The organism is Bowmanella yangjiangensis, from assembly GCF_017255015.1.
Taxonomy (GTDB): domain Bacteria; phylum Pseudomonadota; class Gammaproteobacteria; order Enterobacterales; family Alteromonadaceae; genus Bowmanella; species Bowmanella yangjiangensis.
The window spans coordinates 45658-62099 of the sequence record NZ_JAFKCS010000005.1; the positions used below are offsets into that span (position 1 = coordinate 45658).

The following is a 16442-nucleotide window of genomic DNA, read 5'->3' on the forward strand; positions in this document are numbered from 1 at the left end:
ATGCAGCTGCGTTCAAGCTCCAATCTACGCCTGTTCATTCAGTCTTCCAGTAGACCGGGAAGCCCCTATTTTCTGGTTGCCAGTGCGTGGTTGTTGCTGAATCTATTGGTCTCTGGCGGTGTGAGTCTGTGGATAATTAAGCAGGCCCAGCCCATGCAGAATGCCGACTGGTTGGGTGCAAGTCTGGCTTTCGCTTCTGTGTTCGCCGTTGCTTTTATGTACTTGCTGGTGAGCTTAATACTGCTTAAGCCTCACATTAAGTCTAATGTGCTGGTGGGATTACTGCTTTTGCAACAGTCGCGCTATTTGGATGGTTTGGAACAGGTATTGTTGCTGAACGGTGATGGGTTGGGTTTGGCTGAAGACCTACTTTTTCTGCTTGGCGCCATCGTTTTGGCGATCGGTGTAACCTTGTGGGTTATGTTGACTTATCGTCAGGCCACTTTGGATAAACTGACCCGGGTGCATAATCGCCGCCATTTCGAAAAGGCGTTGCAGCAGCATTTGCAATCAAAACGTCAGGAAGCCTTAGATAGCTGCTTGCTGGTGTTGGATTTGGACAACTTTAAGCGCATCAATGATGGCTTTGGCCACTCCATGGGAGATATGGTGCTCAGACGTCTTGGCGATGTGCTCAGACAATGCGCCCGAAGAGAAGATGTAATCTGTCGCAGCGGCGGCGAGGAATTTGAAATTCTTTTGGTCAGAGCCTCCGCCGAGGCCGGAACTAAGGTCGCAGAACGCATCATGCAGCAAATAGCTGCCGCAACGCCTGACGGACTGCCAACCCTCACTGCAAGCATGGGAATAACTATGGTGTTGCCAGACGACGATGTGGACAGTCTTAGGCGTCGCGCCGATAAAGCCATGTACATGGCCAAAGGGCAGGGTAAGGCGCAGGTTGTTGAACTTTAGATTTAGCTCAACCCGTCAGGTCTTTTCCTATATCATGCTTTTTTTTTGAAACTCCGTTACATGGGCGTTAGAACTTACTAATGACACAAGATGTCTCTCAACAAATAAGCACCAGATTCAGCCGCCTGCTGATTGGCCTGGATGCAACCAGGCAGGACGCGTTGGAAGACAAGGATGTTGAGTTACCGGACTTTCTCGATCAGGATCGTGATGGCCGGCAGTTATTGCGCATTGAGAAACAAGCGCAACGGGATAAGAAGCTAAACGAGCGTTACTACCAGAATTTTCTGGAGAAGTTACAAACGCAGTTGAATGATGAAGTCAGAGTACGCCTCGCCGAACAATTGCAGGATACGGAGTACCTCTACAGCAAACTCATAGGTGTGCCTGCACAGTTACCTGAAGTGTTGGACATTATGTCTGTCAAAGCGGCATCCATAGGTCGTATAGAGCCCTTGGTGGCGACCATTCCCTGGTTGGTGAACGACCTCATCAAAATGGTCAACATGCCTAAGTACCGACGTACGGATAAGCAAGGCAAAGTGATCCCGGTTGAAAGTTTACGTATGGCATTGAGCTTTCTGGGCTTGGAAAATCTTAAACTGGTTATCCCTTCGCTGGTCTTTCGTCGTTGGTTGCCGCAAATTACCGACCCCTACCCGAATATTAAAGTAAGACTATGGCAACACGCCATGGGCAGTGCGCAGTCCTGCAAGAAAATTGCAGAAATCAACGGCCAGGATACCCAGGCGGCGTTTACCTTAGGCATGTTTCACGAAGTGGGGATGATCGCCATTATTCGCCTTTACTTCAGGTTGTTCGAAGAAGTTCGCCGGGATGCGTTGACTGAGGCACATCAAGCGAAAATGAAAGAAGAGCATTCAGCCTTGTCTGATGTCGTGCCTTCTGGCATAGCATTGCAAGAACTAATTGAACAACAGGCTTCACGTATTAGTTATGTGCTAATGGAGACTATGGGGTTTCGACGCCTGATGCTTGCACCTGCAATGCAAGAGGTGGTTGAGTCTGTGCCTGTCAAAGATATGCATTCCTTAGCTAAAGTGCTAATGCAAGGGCGGGGATATAATCAATACCGAATGCTAAAAGAAGCCCGCTTAATCAACATTGATGAAGCAAAGCTATTTTTGCGTAATCTGGTCATGCCTGCCGGTGCGCTGTCTGCATTGAAAGACACCGATCTGCGCCATCTCAATCTGACTTTTGACGAAAACTAAGCGCATTTCGGCCTTTCGCTATTGGCCTGTGTGAATATTTTGCTAAAAATTTTTTTTACATATTCATGCAAGCCTTGTTTCAAGGCTAGAATGCTTGGCTTGGTTCCCTATTGGTAACTAACAGCGTTGGGTTCCAAGTCAGGTTACCAACAATAGTTATTCAGAATTCCTGCAAACTTAGGCCAATCCCTTGCAGTTAGCGAGTTTCGGGCTGTTTGACAGGAAGACAGCGACAATCAGTTCTGCAATAATGGCGGCAGATTTATTCGCCATTGCCCTTCTAACTCTGCAAAGCGAGAGGTATTAAAGAATGAAAGTGACCAGAGCATTATTCGACGACGTTATGGCCCCCAACTACAATCCAGCGGCCATGATCCCCGTACGTGGACAAGGTTCACGTGTCTGGGATCAGGAAGGTGTCGAATATGTGGACTTCGCAGGCGGTATCGCGGTTAATTCGCTGGGACACTGTCATCCTGCCATGGTAGCGGCGCTGAAGGAGCAAAGCGAAAAGCTTTGGCACTTGAGCAACGTGTTTACCAATGAGCCTGCTCTGCGCTTGGCCAAGAAGCTTACTGATGTCACTTTTGCTGAGCGAGTTTATTTTGCTAACTCTGGTGCCGAAGCTAATGAAGCCGCGCTGAAGCTGGCTCGTCGTTGGGCACTGGAACATTATGGCGAAGACAAATCTCAGATCATCGCCTTTAAACAAGGTTTCCACGGTCGCACTTTCTTCACGGTGACCGTTGGCGGTCAACCGGCCTACTCAGATGGATTTGGTCCTAAGCCAGCCGCTGTTGAGCATGCCACTTACAACGACCTGGACAGCCTGAAGGCCCTGATTTCCGAAAAGACCTGTGCCGTGATGCTTGAGCCCCTGCAGGGTGAAGGTGGAATCATCAGCCCCACATCTGAGTTTATTCAAGGGGTGCGTGAGCTGTGTAATAAGCACAACGCATTGATGATTTTTGACGAAGTACAGTCCGGCGTAGGCCGCACTGGTGAATTGTATGCCTACATGGGATTGGGGGTAACACCTGATATCCTGACGACAGCTAAGGCCTTGGGCGGCGGTTTTCCTATCGGTGCTATGCTGACTACCAAAGACATTGCAGCAAGTCTTAAAGTCGGCACGCATGGCAGCACGTACGGCGGTAACCCACTGGCCTGCGCGGTATCCGAAGCCGTACTGGACATTGTAAATACCAGTGAAGTACTGGACGGTGTGAAGCGCAAAGAGCAACTTTTCCGTGATGGCCTGGCCGCTATCAATGCCAAGTATGATGTATTCAGCGAAGTGCGTGGCAAAGGACTACTTTTGGGCGCCGTGTTGAATGAAAAATATCAGGGGCGCTCCAGAGATTTCCTGGTGGCCGCGGTTGCCGAGCAACTGATGTGTTTGGTGGCTGGTGCTAACGTGGTACGTTTTGCGCCTTCTTTGATTATCCCCGATGAAGATATTCAGGAAGGTTTAGCGCGTTTCGAGCGCGCTGTCGCTAAGGTTGTACAAGGATAAGTCGCTGACCGCGGAATAGATTTTCGCTAAATCAGCCAAAGATATCGGCCGGTGCGCAGTCAGGCGCCGGCTTCTACCTACCGGGTATCCGGTTCCCAAACTCTTTTTTAACAGACCGCCTCAGAAATAGCGGAGTAAGCGACTATGATGGTGATTCGCCCAATCCAAGCCAGTGACTATGCGTCACTGCATGATATTGCCGTGGAATCTGGCATTGGTTTCACGTCTTTACCGGTCAATGAGACCTTACTGCGTAATAAGATTACTTGTTCTGAAACTTCCTTTGCACAAGACGTCAAAGAGCCAGGTGATCAAGGTTATCTGTTTGTTATGGAAGATACGCTCACCGGTCAGGTGGTCGGCACTAGTGCAATTCAGGCCTCAGTGGGAGTGGATGACGCGTTTTATCACTACCATTTAAGCAAGGTGGCACATGCTTCCAGGGAACTGGATATCTACAATCTGGTGGATATTCTGACCTTGTGTAATGACTATACCGGCGTGACGGAGATTTGTACCTTATTCCTGCGAGAACAGGCGCGCAGGGGGAATAATGGTCGCTTTTTGTCCAAGTTCCGTTTCTTGTTCCTCAAAGAACATGCCGAGCGCTTTGCTGAAACTGTGATTGCTGAGATGCGTGGTGTATCCGATGAAGATGGCAATTCACCGTTTTGGCAGTGGCTTGAAGAACACTTTTTCTCAATGGACTTTCCCACCGCAGATTATCTGACAGGGATAGGCCAAAAAGTGTTTATTGCTGAACTGATGCCTAAATACCCTATTTATGTCAATCTACTCAGTAAGGAAGCCCAGGCGGTGATTGGCAAGGTACATGACAAGACTCGCCCAGCATTGCAATTGCTGCAGTCAGAGGGGTTCCGTAATCGTGGATATGTAGATATCTTTGACGCCGGTCCTACGGTAGAAGCTGATTTAGAACATATTCGTACCGCTCGTATCAGTCGCAAGCTGGCTGCCGCAACCGGTGATCCAGAAGGAGCCAAATTGCACATGGTGATAAACACCAAGCTGCAAGGCTTCAGGGCTGTGTTAGCGCCTTTACAGGTCAGCAAAGATGAACAGCGGGCCATACTGTCCCAGGCCGCGATGACGGCCTTGCAAATTGAAGAAGGCGATCAGGTGCGTTTTGCGCCCTTGTTGCTTAAGGGGTAAGAATGAGTAAAGCACAATTTATTGCAGGTCAGTGGCTGGAAGGCCAAGGCCACCCAATGACATCTGTCGACCCTGCGAAAAAGCAGGTCATTTGGCAAGCCAGTTCAGCCACTGCTGAGCAGGTTGACCAAGCAGTGAAAGCTGCGCGCCAGGCTTTTCTGCCCTGGTCTGAGTTTAGTTTTGAAGAGCGGTTAGCCTTTGTGAAGCGCTTCGCCGAGTTGCTGGGTGAGCATAAAGACGAACTGGCGTTGGTGATTGCCCGTGAAACCGGCAAGCCGTTATGGGAAACCGCCACTGAAGTGGCCGCTATGATTGGTAAAGTGGCAATCTCCGAGCGCGCCTATCAGGAAAGAACTGGTACGGTAGAAAACCCGATGCCGCAGGGGCGGGCTTTTATTCGTCATAAGCCGCACGGCGTAGTCGCAGTGTTCGGGCCCTACAACTTCCCCGGTCATTTACCTAATGGCCATATTGTTCCTGCGTTGCTGGCCGGTAATACCGTGATTTTCAAACCCAGTGAACTGACCCCAATGGTGGCACAGAAGACCCTGGAACTTTGGGAAAAAGCCGGAATGCCTGCCGGTGTAATCAACCTTGTGCAGGGTGAAGTGGAAACAGGTAAGGCGTTAGCCAGCCACACTGGCATCGATGGCTTATTCTTTACCGGCAGTTCGCGCACCGGCAAGTTACTGCATGAGCAATTCGGTGGTCACCCCGGCAAGATCCTGGCGTTGGAAATGGGCGGCAACAACCCTCTGCTAGTCAAGGATGTGTCAGATATTGATGCTGCGGTACATGATATTGTGCAGTCGGCTTTTGTGACTTCCGGGCAGCGTTGTACCTGTTCACGTCGTTTGTTTATCGAGCAAGGGCCACAGGGCGATGCCATTCTTGCCAGGCTGCTTGAGGTTACCCGCCAGATACAGGTGGGTGATTACGATGCGCAGCCGCAGCCGTTTATGGGAGCGATGATCTCTGCCCGAGCCGCCGCCCAGATGTTGGTGGCACAGCAACAATTGTTGGATTTGGGTGCGACTTCTCTGATTGAAATGCAGCACCTGGATACCGAATCAGGCTTCGTCACGCCGGGCATCGTTGATGTGACGGCTATTCTCGACAAAATGCCGGACGAAGAGCACTTCGGCCCTCTGCTGAAAGTGATTCGCTACAGCGATTTTGATCAAGCCATTGAGCATGCCAATAACACTGTATTTGGTTTGTCGGCGGGGTTACTGTCTGATGATGCCGAACTTTATCAGCACTTCTTCCGTCGCATTCGTGCCGGTATTGTTAACTGGAACCGCCCGATTACCGGTGCCAGCAGCGCAGCGCCCTTCGGTGGTATAGGTGAAAGTGGTAATCATAGAGCCAGTGCTTATTATGCCGCGGATTACTGCGCTTATCCGGTGGCGTCGGTTGAGTTAGAGAAGTCGGTTATGCCTGGCGCATTAAATCCCGGTTTGACATTCTGAACCTCTATTTAAAAAGGCACCATCTGGTGCCTTTTTAATTTCCACTAATTGTATTAATCGTATTTATATGATTTAAATCAAGACAACACATCGGCTATCGGGATATGCTAGTAAAGTAATCTCGAATTCTGCCTGTTTTTTGTTCGCGTTTACCGTATAATACGCCGCCGCAAATTGCCGCTTGGCCTGCTAGGTTTTGAAGACCGCTGGCCTGAAGCATTGAATTTACGATTTTCAATCCCCTTAGGACTGAGTAAGAAGCATCATGCACAATAACGTAGAGACCCTATTTGCTAACCTATGGCAAGACTATGTTGCCATGACCCCATCCGCCCTGAAAGTTCACCAGTTGTTGGGTGATGGCGATGAATTGATTAACGATCATGTCGCGTTTCGTACCTTCAATATCGACAAGGTTGGCCTTGAAAAGCTGGCAGCTCATTTCCTGGCCCTGGGCTATGAAGAGAAAGGGCAGTACAACTTTGAGCAGAAGAAACTCAAAGCCAAGCACTTCGAGCATGCTGATGAAACTAAACCTAAGGTCTTTATCAGTGAATTGCTGGTAGAAGAGTTCTCTGCACCTGTGCAGGCCATTATTCAAAAGATGGTTGATGCTGTTCCTGCAGAAGCCGTGAATAAAGAGAACTTCTTGTACTCTGGTACCCACTGGCAGGTGAGCAGTGAAGAATACCAGACGCTGTTGAGCGAATCTGAATATGCTGCTTGGGTATCCGCCTGGGGATTCCGTGCCAACCACTTTACCGTTAGCCTGAACCACCTGAAGCATTACACTATGCTGTCAGACGTGAATGAAAAGCTTAAAGAAGCGGGTTTTGAACTGAACACCTCTGGTGGTGAGATCAAAGGTGGCCCGGAAGTTCATCTGGCTCAGTCTTCTACCATGGCCGATAAGATGGAAGTGCGTTTCAGTGATAAGAGCTTGGTTATTCCCAGCTGTTTCTATGAATTTGCCCAGCGCTTTCCGCTGCCAGACGGCAAGCTGTATACAGGTTTTGTTGCCGCTTCAGCGGACAAGATCTTTGAAAGTACCAATGTGGGTATGTAATCCCGCCTAAATTGTATAAATAAGCCCGCTTTTACGCGGGCTTTTTATTGGTATTATCATAGTAACTGCTATTGTTTAGCTTAAGCGGCAAATCGGAGCGTGTATGAGCAAGTTGATTGCATCGGTGGATCAGAGAACCAATATTGTTGGCCAGAACCGATTGGAGTTATTGATCTTTCGTCTGATTGGCGAACAGCCCTTCGGCATTAATGTTTTTAAAGTCAGAGAAGTATTGCAGTGCCCTGAGCTCACCGAGATGCCAGGAGCCAGTCCATGTGTTAGAGGTATTGCGCATTTGCGAGGTGTACCTATTACCGTGATCGACCTGAGCGAAGCAACTGGTGGCAGGCGTATTGAAGATCTCAAATCTGCCTTTGTGTTGGTGACTGAATATAACCGCACGACTCAAGGTTTTCTGGTTGGTGGTGTTGATCGCATTGTGAATATCAATTGGGAACAAATTATGCCTCCGCCCAAGGGGGCGGGTGCCAATCACTATCTGACCGCTGTTACCAAAGTCGACAATAAGCTGGTGCAGGTCATCGACGTCGAGAAAGTCTTTGCTGAGATTTCACCTATTGATGAAGAAGTCAGTGAAGATGTGAAAAAGCAGGTTACCGACATTGACCTCAGCAGTATGACCGTCTTGGTTGCCGACGACTCGTCGGTGGCTCGTAACCAGGTTAAGCGCGCGCTGTCTTCCATTGGTGTGAACGTGGAACTCGTCAACGATGGTCGCCAGGCCTTGAATTGGCTGGAAGATAAGGCCAGAGAAATGGGCGGCGATATTACCGCCAAGGTGCCTTTGCTGATTTCGGATATTGAAATGCCGGAGATGGATGGTTATACCCTGACGACCTCGGTTAAAAACCATCCCGACCTGCGTAAGGTTCATATTATTCTGCATTCTTCCTTGAGCGGCGTGTTTAACGAGGCAATGGTACGTAAAGTCGGCGCTGATCAGTTCATCGCGAAGTTCCATCCTGATGAGCTGGCATCTGCGGTAAGAAAGTGGATGGCAGAGCCTTAAATAAGGTGAGTTACACCTTTAAAAGCCCACAGATAGTGGGCTTTTTTTGTATTTGTCCTGCGCATAAAGTCATTGAACCGCCTTTGCGGGTAATTGGACAAGCAGATGGTTTCACCCTAGGGCATGCTGATATAAGGTAAGCGTTGGAATTATAAAAATACACAGAGGGCAAAATGGCAAGATGGGGACTGTGGCTGTGTTTAATACTCAGCCCACTGGCGAATGCCGCCGGTATTAAAGATTTCACCAAGGGGATGGAGTTACGCCAGGGCTACTTCGACTTTTATTACCAGACCAGTGAAGACAAGCTTTATTTGCTGGTGGACAAAGTGGAACAGCCATTTATTTTTCAAAGTTCACTGCCTCGCGGTATGGGATCTAACGACATAGGGTTAGACCGGGGCCAACTGGGCGAAACTCGTCTGGTGCAATTTGAACGTTTCGGCAACAAGCTGCTGCTTAAGCAACTCAATACCTATTACCGTGCCGACAGCAATAACCTTGCTGAGCGTGCCAGCATTGATGAAGCCTTTGCCACGTCGGTATTGGCAGGGTTACCTATTGTGGCCAGCGATTCAGGTAAGTGGCTGGTGGACTATACGGCTTTTCTTTTGAGTGATATCCATCAGATTGCCCCACGGCTGGATCAGCAAAAACAGGGCACCTACAAGCCCGATGCTAAACGCAGTGGCATCTATCTGAATCGTTCCAAGGCATTTCCTCTGAATACTGAGCTGGAAGCCCTGGTTACTTACGTTGGCAATAAGGCGGGGGAGTATGTGCGTCAGGTTACTCCTGAACCAGATGCCATCAGTGTGCATCTTCATCACTCGTTGATTGCCTTGCCTGAGGCGGGATACCAGCAACGTGAATTCCACCCCTATTCCGGGTACTGGAAAGTGGAGTATATGGATTATGCCGCCGCTATCGATCAGCCTATGGTGAAACGTTTGCTACCCCGTCACCGCCTGCAAAAGAAAAATCCTGATGCAGCAGTGAGTGAAGCTGTTGAGCCTATCGTTTACTACCTTGATCCAGGTGTGCCGGAACCGGTGCGCACCGCCTTATACGAAGGGGCCATGTGGTGGAATTCGGCGTTTGAACAGCTCGGATATAAAGATGCGTTTCAGGTTAAAGATCTGCCCGCCGATGCTGATCCCATGGATGTGCGTTACAACGTGATTCAATGGGTGCACCGAGCCACTCGTGGCTGGTCTTATGGTGCTGGTGTAACCGATCCCAGAACCGGCGAGATCCTAAAAGGCCATGTTACTTTGGGTTCGCTACGTGTACGCCAGGACTTCTTAATTGCCTCTGGCCTGACGGGACCCTACAGCGGTGAACAAGCCGATATTGAGAAGCAAAAGGCCATGGCCTTGGCACGTATTCGCCAATTGTCAGCCCATGAAGTGGGGCATACTATTGGTTTGATCCACAACTTTGCTGCCAGTGCCAATGGCCGCGCATCGGTGATGGATTACCCTCATCCGTTGGTGACGCTACACAACAATCAAGTCAGTTTAGAAAATGCCTATCGTGAAGGCCTTGGTGAATGGGACCACTATGCTATTCAGTATGGCTACGGTGATTTCAGCAAGGCTCAGCTTGCCAAGCTGGTTGCCAAAGCTAAACAAGATGGTCTGGAATACATGGCGGATGCCGATGCCCGGCCGGCCGGTGGTGTCAGCGCCATTGGTCATCTGTGGGATAATGGCAAAGACCCTGTCGCTGAGCTTATGCGTTTGGACGAGGTTCGCCGTTTTGCCTTGCACAACTTTGGCTTGAACAATATTGCCCATGGGCAGCCGTTATCCAGTCTACAGGAAGCTTTGGTACCTATTTACCTGTTACACCGATACCAGGTGGAGGCCGTGAGTAAATTGGTGGGCGGCGCCTTCTATGAGTACGAACTAAAGGGCGAACATACCCAGCCTAAGGGTTTCAAATGGGTTTCAACCGAGCAGCAACAACAAGCGGTGCAGGCTCTGCTGGCCACTTTGACACCTAAGTTTTTGGCCTTGCCGGACAGTCTGCTGGCGCTGATCCCCCCTAAGGCTTATGGTGACAGCGATGGCAGGGAAAGTTTCAAAGGCCGCACCGGTCTGGCTTTCGACCCCTTGAGCGCGGCGGAGGCATCAGCCAACCATACCTTGTCTATGTTGCTGCATCCTTTGCGATTGAACCGTCTGACCAGTCAGGGGCAACTGGATAGCACGCTAAGCACCTTGTCTGACGCTGTGATGAAGAGTCGAAATCAAAAAGGTCATGCGCTGCTTATCCAACAGCGGGTCAGGCATGTGGCTTTCTATCAGTTGATGAACAGCCTTACGCATGCCGAGTTATCGCCTGAGGCCAGAGCCGGTCTGTATCAACATATGCAAGCACTGAACGAGTGGCTGGATAAGCATGATAAAGATCCAAATCTCAAACTGCTGCATCAGCAATGGCAGCAGTTTGAGGATAGTGGCGAATGGAAACCAGTATTTAAACCTTTGGCGCTGCCGCCAGGATCTCCCATCTGATTTACCTGGGCCGGTTTTAAGCCGGCCCTGTCTGCCACAAATCCTTTATTTTTGTGTCACTAAATGAGTTGTTGAGGGGGCAACCTCTACAGTATTGATGGTTTGGATCTGAATCCACAATAAAGCCATGAACCGCCGCAACGGCATCTTCGTTACTACTCTTTTGAGGTCAGTTCGGTCTTGTCTTCGGTTAAGTCTTGGCCAGGTAAGTCATTGCAAACTTTGCAATACATACCTTTGCGGTAATAGTAAAGGCGGGTGCCGGCAAATATGGCAAGGCTGATCAGGGACCACAGCAAACCAAAACTTAGCGCGTAATCCCAGCTTCTGCCTTTCAGATATTGAATGCCGCTCAGTAAGGCGAAAAGTATGGGAAAACCCAGTAAATATTGAATAAACCACTTCTTAATCGGCATAAATTTCAGCTCCGTTTTTACATCCATGAGTTTGTATGGGCTGGTATCTGAAAACATTTAACCTTGACCAGTATCTATTACAAAACGCACAGCTACAAGGGAGCCGATGTGCAATGAATCAGCTGTGATTTTTTTCATTTGCCAGTATGCTAACAGCACTTTTGCTCTGGTGTTGTTTATGCCATGTCTGACTTAAATGAGGTCTTTGATTTACTGAAAACCCTGATCCGTGAACCTAGTGTGGTGGGCGCGGAGCATAGCTTTTTCCGGGTACTGCAACGGGAGCTGGAAGAACGTGGTGCTCAGGTAACCTGGTATGAAGGGGTACTGGTGGCACAGGGTAGTAAGCCATTCTCAGCCATGTTCTCCGCGCATATTGACCGACATGGATTAATTTGTACTGGCCCTAACGAATTTCAGTATGCCGCTTTTGTGGCGGGCAATCGTTCGGATTTGCTAGGTAACTCGGTCTCCGAGCAATTAATTAATAAAATTGTCGACCGTTTCGATGCCACGCCGGTAATGGCCTACGAACCTTGGTCAGGTGCTTATCGTGGTAAAGGGCGCATTGCGAAAAGCTATGTGTGTGAGCGGCGTAACAACTTGATTTTCACTCTGGAAGGCATGGAACATCTGGTGGCTGGTACGCCGGTGGCCTTTGCTGACAAGCTGAGCGTAAAAGAGGACACCATCAGCGGCCAACTCGATAATGTGCTGACTGCTGCGTTTTTGGTGCATTTATTCAGTCTTGGTTTTCAAGGCACGGCATTTTTCACCGCTCAGGAAGAGGCAGGTAAAAGTTGGCGCTATTTACTGGAGTGGTTCAGACGCTTTGGCAGCACAACCAACCGTCTGATTGTGGTAGACACTAGCCCCTATCCAGATCGTGATGAGGCGGATAAGCAGCAATTGGTGTTACGCCATAAAGACGCTAACGCCGAGTTTGACGCTTTACTTACCGAACAGCTTCAGGCTATTTGTGAAGTTTACGGCCATACCTGCAGCTATAAGGATGAGTACATCGACCAGAAGAATGCTCAACTGCTATTGCAGGGGCTAACACCGCAGTCCTACGGCAGTACCGAAATGGGACGGATTATTGCCGCTTCTAATGGCATGGTTACAGGCTCCACCCTGCAAATACCTACCACTGGCTACCACACCATGGAAGAAACGGCCTCGATTGCATCCTGTCAGGCATTTCTTACCGTGTTAAAGCGCATTGCCGAAGTACACTGAGCATAAGGGAAAAACCATGTTGAGATTACCCACTATCGCCCTATCCATATTGACCGTGCTCTGCTCGGCAAAGGTATTGGCCCTGGATTGGCAAATACAAAGCTTACCCAACACGCCGTCTTTACGGGCCAGTAGTGCCAATTTTGGTCAGCTTTGGGTGGCGGGTACCCAGGGGCAGGTTTATAAGAGTCTGGATGCGGGAAATACCTGGCAAGCTGTGGCTATTTCCTCTGAGCCTGAGGGAGATATTCGCGACTTACAGCAATTTGCCGACGGCAGTGTACTGGCCATGACGGTGGGACCTGGTCAAAGTTCAGGTTTGTACCGCAGCACTGATGGTGGATTGAGTTGGCAACTGTGGTTGCAAAATGAACAGGCTGAAGGCTTTTTTAACGCCATCGATTTTTGGGATCAGAACCAGGGTTTGCTGTTTGGCGATCCCGTGGATGGTTTTTATGTAGTAATGAAAACCGCGGATGGTGGTAAATCCTGGCGACGTATTCCGAAAGCGCAGTTACCGGCCATACTCGACAAGGAAGCAGCTTTTGCTGCCAGTGGTAATACCCTGAAAATTCAGGACAAAGATAACGTCTGGATCGCTACCGGCGGCTTTTCAGCGTCGGCCTATCATTCCGATGATGGGGGCGAGCACTGGCAGCGTGTTTCGCTACCTATACATCAACTGGGGCAAACCGGCGGCGCTTACGCTATAGGTTTGAATAGCAATAATGAAGTATTTGCCCTGGGCGGTGATTTTCAGGACAGACCGGGCAAGTATCCAAACCTGGCAAAACTCACTGCGCAAGGTGCGCAACGGTTGGATGCCGGTGAGAGAGGGCTGCGCACGGCGATGGCCTGTATTGAAGCAATTTGCCTGGCAACGGGTAAGACAGGTACGGATATTTCCTATGATCACGGCATTAGCTGGCAGGCATTTTCTGAACAGGGTTTTTATACCCTGGCAGCGGATAAACAGACTTTTGTCGGAGCTGGTCATGATGGTCGGGTAGGGATACTAAACCTCAACCAACTCAAACCTCAACGATAACTCCCCTGCAAGATAGGGTTTATCTAAAACAGGGCGCCCACAAGGCGCCCTGATAGCGCTTAGTTTAGCGGTGGCGGACGGCGTTTCTGGCTACTCTGCTCGTAACCAAAAGCGGCTTCTATCAGCACCGGCTCTGACTTAGCTGCGCCGAAAAAGCTCATTCCTACAGGCAAGGCCGGGCTGCCCGGTACCTCAACAAAGCCCATGGGGATAGTAATATGTGGGTTGCCAGCCACGGCTGCGGCGGAGCTGGCCGCGCCCAGATAGTGATCGCCATTGATATGGTCGGTTTTCCAGGCTGGTCCCACTGTCGGTGCTATCAGTAAATCCAGTTTATCCTTGGCCAGCAACGCATCTATACCTTCCGCTCCGGCCAAGCGTTTAGCGCGCGCCAGCGCTTCCAAGTACTCTGCTTGTTGTTCATCAGTACGGGCTACTGCCATGGCAAAAATTTCCTGACCGAATATCGCCAGTTCCTGCTCCTGATGCTGGAGATTGGCTTCCAGCAGGTCATTCAGACTGCGGTAGGGCAGTTTTGTGGTGGCCAGATAGGCAGCCATATCCGCTTTAAATTCATGCAGCAAGATGGTGAACTCGTCATCTCCCCATTGCTCATCCAGTTCGGTATCAACCAGTGTGGCACCTTGTGCGCGCAATACCTCTAGCTGCTGCTCAAAAACGCTGTCCAGCAGAGGGTGATAACCCATCAGGCTACGCACTACACCTATACGTTTTCCGCGCAATCCGTCTTTTATAAGGTGCTGCGTAAAATCACGGCTATCTGTGTAGCTGGCAGCATCGCTGGTATCTTCGCCTGCCATGACCTGTAGCAGCAACACGGCATCGCTTAATGTGCGTGTCATGGGGCCCGCGGTATCCTGGCTGTGGGCTATAGGAATAATACCGTCGCGGCTAACCAAGCCCAGCGTAGGTTTGATACTGACAATGCCATTAATGGCTCCCGGACAAACCAGTGAGCCATCGGTTTCTGTGCCTACCGCCAGTGCGGTTAAATTAGCCGCAACCGCAGCGCCTGAACCAGAACTGGAACCACAAGTGGAAACGCTGGGGTCGTAAGGGTTTCGGGTTTGCCCGCCCATTGCGCTCCAGCCTGAACTAGAGCGGGTGGAACGGAAGTTTGCCCATTCGCTTAGGTTGGCCTTACCCAGGATGATGGCACCCGCTTCGCGCAGCTTTTTTACTAAAAACGCATCGTCGGCGGGCAGGTTATCCTGGAAGAGCACGGAGCCGCCGGTATTGGCTACCCCAAAGCTATCAATATTGTCTTTGAGCAGCACCGGAATACCATGCAGAGGGCCGCGGATTTTTCCTGCCTGTCGTTCTTTATCCAGGGCTTTGGCTTGTGCCAGGGCACTTGGGTCAACACTGATCACAGCGTTCAGCTGTGGCCCCTGATCATCCAAGCGTTGGATACGGGTCAGATAGTATTGGACTAATTGTTCAGCCGTTAAGGTCCCCGCTGTCATTTGCTTTTGCAACTGAGCGGTATTGGCTTCTAACAAATCAGGTGCTGAAGGTGGCGTAGCGGTGCAGGCACTCAGGGTAAGTGCCAGTGCGGCGATTAGGCTGACGAAGCGCACTATGGTTCCTTAACTATTTGATTTATAGGAACTACAGTAAACCTGATCTGGTAAAAAGATGCTAGCCTTTGGCTCGCTTTTCACCCACAGGGATAGGGCTGGAAAGGATGCAATGTAGCGATATATTGACGCACAGGCTGAGCCTGTGCGCCATCCATTTTGCTAGCGGCGGCGCGAAGATCTGCTAAGGCCAAGTAGGCCGCCCAGGATTAATAGCAATGAAGCCGGTTCAGGCACTTCCATACGTCCACCCTGACCTACAATAATTTGAATTTCCGTTCTGGCCAGCTCCTCTCCTGCTTTGGTCATAGCAGACAAGAAGATATTGTAAGTACCGTCTACCTCAGGATTGAAGCCTGGAATATACCAATGAGGTTTCCAGGAGTTCTGTGCCACATTGAAATCGCTAAGGTTGGTGGCATAGTCAACTTCGGCTGAGCCCAAGCCGCAATTGGTTTTGATACCGCCTCCGTTGCCTGTACTGTTATCCCCTAAGGCATGATCCCAGCAAAGAATACCCAGGCCTGGATTAGTGCCATTGATTGGGTCGAAGGTTGTATAGGTGGCTGACAAACTGGGGTTGCTGTCCAGTCCCAGCACAAAGCTTAAATCAGACAGATTGAGGTTGGTGCTGTTCTCAAAATTGGTGTTGATGGCCCATTCAAAGCTCCATACTGCAGTAGGTGATGCTTGGGTGGGGGCTACGCCGGCAGCAAAGCGGTATGTGCCATCGCCATTACTGTTGAAGGTGTTTTCTGGTTGCCCAGCCGCGTTATGGCGTAACTTGCCGCGTAAACCCAGTTCAATACCGTTTTGCTGATCCAGGGTAAAACTGCCATTAGCGTTACCACTGCCAAAAATGACGTCTGGTGTTACGTTGCCGTTGTAAATAATGCCGGCATAGGCACCACTTGCGACCAGCATTGATGCGGCTGCAAGTGCGTTTAACGTTGTCTTATACATTGTTATTCCCTTTAGGTAATCGAATATGCAAAGTTGCCATCCAATCCTGCTTTGCTCTTGCAAAACAACCTCCTGGGAGTTTGGCCAGCCATAGTAATGGCGCGCGTCCGTGACCTGTTTTTTGTGGCGCTACTAAGCATAAACGCCACAGGAGGAGTTCTAAGCAATAACTATACCTGAAACAATAAATGCATAAATTTCAATTGGATAGGTTTTTATTTTGATGTGCTTGTTGGATAAATGTTA

General features: G+C 49.8%; 13 protein-coding genes. 10 read left to right on the forward strand and 3 right to left on the reverse strand.

Going from position 1 to position 16442, the window contains the following annotated elements:
* From J0A65_RS07140 to J0A65_RS07175, 8 genes are all read left to right on the forward strand, one after another.
* Complete coding sequence (locus J0A65_RS07140) at nt 1-915, forward strand: GGDEF domain-containing protein (protein ID WP_206593451.1); 915 nt, start codon at nt 1-3, stop codon at nt 913-915.
* Nucleotides 916-995: 80 nt separating this feature from the next.
* A complete protein-coding gene (locus J0A65_RS07145) occupies nt 996-2150 on the forward strand; it encodes an HDOD domain-containing protein (RefSeq protein ID WP_206593452.1) in 1155 nt (384 codons plus the stop codon).
* Nucleotides 2151-2460: 310 nt separating this feature from the next.
* Nucleotides 2461-3666, forward strand: a complete 1206-nt coding sequence (locus J0A65_RS07150; protein ID WP_206593453.1) for an aspartate aminotransferase family protein — start codon at nt 2461-2463, stop codon at nt 3664-3666.
* Between the two features lie 144 nt (nt 3667-3810).
* Nucleotides 3811-4839: an arginine N-succinyltransferase gene (gene astA / locus J0A65_RS07155; protein ID WP_206593454.1), complete on the forward strand. Its 1029-nt coding sequence runs from the start codon at nt 3811-3813 to the stop codon at nt 4837-4839.
* Between the two features lie 2 nt (nt 4840-4841).
* Nucleotides 4842-6311, forward strand: a complete 1470-nt coding sequence (gene astD / locus J0A65_RS07160; protein WP_206593455.1) for a succinylglutamate-semialdehyde dehydrogenase — start codon at nt 4842-4844, stop codon at nt 6309-6311.
* Nucleotides 6312-6576: 265 nt separating this feature from the next.
* On the forward strand, nt 6577-7377 hold the full coding sequence (locus tag J0A65_RS07165) for a DUF1338 domain-containing protein (protein ID WP_206593456.1): 801 nt from the start codon (nt 6577-6579) through the stop codon (nt 7375-7377).
* A gap of 103 nt (nt 7378-7480) precedes the next feature.
* Nucleotides 7481-8407, forward strand: coding sequence for a chemotaxis protein (locus J0A65_RS07170; protein ID WP_206593457.1), 927 nt, complete (start codon nt 7481-7483; stop codon nt 8405-8407).
* 173 nt (nt 8408-8580) lie between these two features.
* Entirely contained in the window at nt 8581-10929 is a 2349-nt protein-coding gene (locus J0A65_RS07175; protein WP_232849794.1) for a zinc-dependent metalloprotease, read from the forward strand.
* Nucleotides 10930-11084: 155 nt separating this feature from the next.
* Here J0A65_RS07175 and J0A65_RS07180 read toward each other — a convergent pair whose 3' ends face one another.
* Nucleotides 11085-11345 carry a hypothetical protein gene (locus J0A65_RS07180; RefSeq protein ID WP_206593458.1) on the reverse strand — a complete coding sequence of 87 codons (261 nt, stop codon included), beginning with the start codon at nt 11343-11345 and terminating at the stop codon, nt 11085-11087.
* A 183-nt stretch (nt 11346-11528) separates the two neighbouring features.
* Here J0A65_RS07180 and J0A65_RS07185 point away from each other — a divergent pair, with 183 nt between their 5' ends.
* On the forward strand, nt 11529-12584 hold the full coding sequence (locus tag J0A65_RS07185; protein ID WP_206593459.1) for a peptidase M42: 1056 nt from the start codon (nt 11529-11531) through the stop codon (nt 12582-12584).
* 16 nt (nt 12585-12600) lie between these two features.
* Complete coding sequence (locus J0A65_RS07190; RefSeq protein ID WP_206593460.1) at nt 12601-13632, forward strand: WD40/YVTN/BNR-like repeat-containing protein; 1032 nt, start codon at nt 12601-12603, stop codon at nt 13630-13632.
* A gap of 59 nt (nt 13633-13691) precedes the next feature.
* Here the strand turns inward: J0A65_RS07190 and J0A65_RS07195 are convergent, their stop codons facing one another.
* Nucleotides 13692-15233, reverse strand: a complete 1542-nt coding sequence (locus tag J0A65_RS07195; RefSeq protein ID WP_332874309.1) for an amidase — start codon at nt 15231-15233, stop codon at nt 13692-13694.
* A 162-nt stretch (nt 15234-15395) separates the two neighbouring features.
* Complete coding sequence (locus J0A65_RS07200) at nt 15396-16196, reverse strand: PEP-CTERM sorting domain-containing protein (protein WP_206593461.1); 801 nt, start codon at nt 16194-16196, stop codon at nt 15396-15398.
* Nucleotides 16197-16442 lie beyond the last annotated feature (246 nt).

Excerpts from the sequence above, each read along its gene's own strand:
- J0A65_RS07140 (WP_206593451.1), top strand. The coding sequence starts at position 1 with ATGCAGCTGCGTTCAAGCTCCAATCTACGCCTGTTCATTCAGTCTTCC.
- J0A65_RS07145 (WP_206593452.1), top strand. The coding sequence starts at position 996 with ATGACACAAGATGTCTCTCAACAAATAAGCACCAGATTCAGCCGCCTG.
- J0A65_RS07150 (WP_206593453.1), top strand. The coding sequence starts at position 2,461 with ATGAAAGTGACCAGAGCATTATTCGACGACGTTATGGCCCCCAACTAC.
- astA (WP_206593454.1), top strand. The coding sequence starts at position 3,811 with ATGATGGTGATTCGCCCAATCCAAGCCAGTGACTATGCGTCACTGCAT.
- astD (WP_206593455.1), top strand. The coding sequence starts at position 4,842 with ATGAGTAAAGCACAATTTATTGCAGGTCAGTGGCTGGAAGGCCAAGGC.
- J0A65_RS07165 (WP_206593456.1), top strand. The coding sequence starts at position 6,577 with ATGCACAATAACGTAGAGACCCTATTTGCTAACCTATGGCAAGACTAT.
- J0A65_RS07170 (WP_206593457.1), top strand. The coding sequence starts at position 7,481 with ATGAGCAAGTTGATTGCATCGGTGGATCAGAGAACCAATATTGTTGGC.
- J0A65_RS07175 (WP_232849794.1), top strand. The coding sequence starts at position 8,581 with ATGGCAAGATGGGGACTGTGGCTGTGTTTAATACTCAGCCCACTGGCG.
- J0A65_RS07180 (WP_206593458.1), bottom strand. The coding sequence starts at position 11,345 with ATGCCGATTAAGAAGTGGTTTATTCAATATTTACTGGGTTTTCCCATA.
- J0A65_RS07185 (WP_206593459.1), top strand. The coding sequence starts at position 11,529 with ATGTCTGACTTAAATGAGGTCTTTGATTTACTGAAAACCCTGATCCGT.
- J0A65_RS07190 (WP_206593460.1), top strand. The coding sequence starts at position 12,601 with ATGTTGAGATTACCCACTATCGCCCTATCCATATTGACCGTGCTCTGC.
- J0A65_RS07200 (WP_206593461.1), bottom strand. The coding sequence starts at position 16,196 with ATGTATAAGACAACGTTAAACGCACTTGCAGCCGCATCAATGCTGGTC.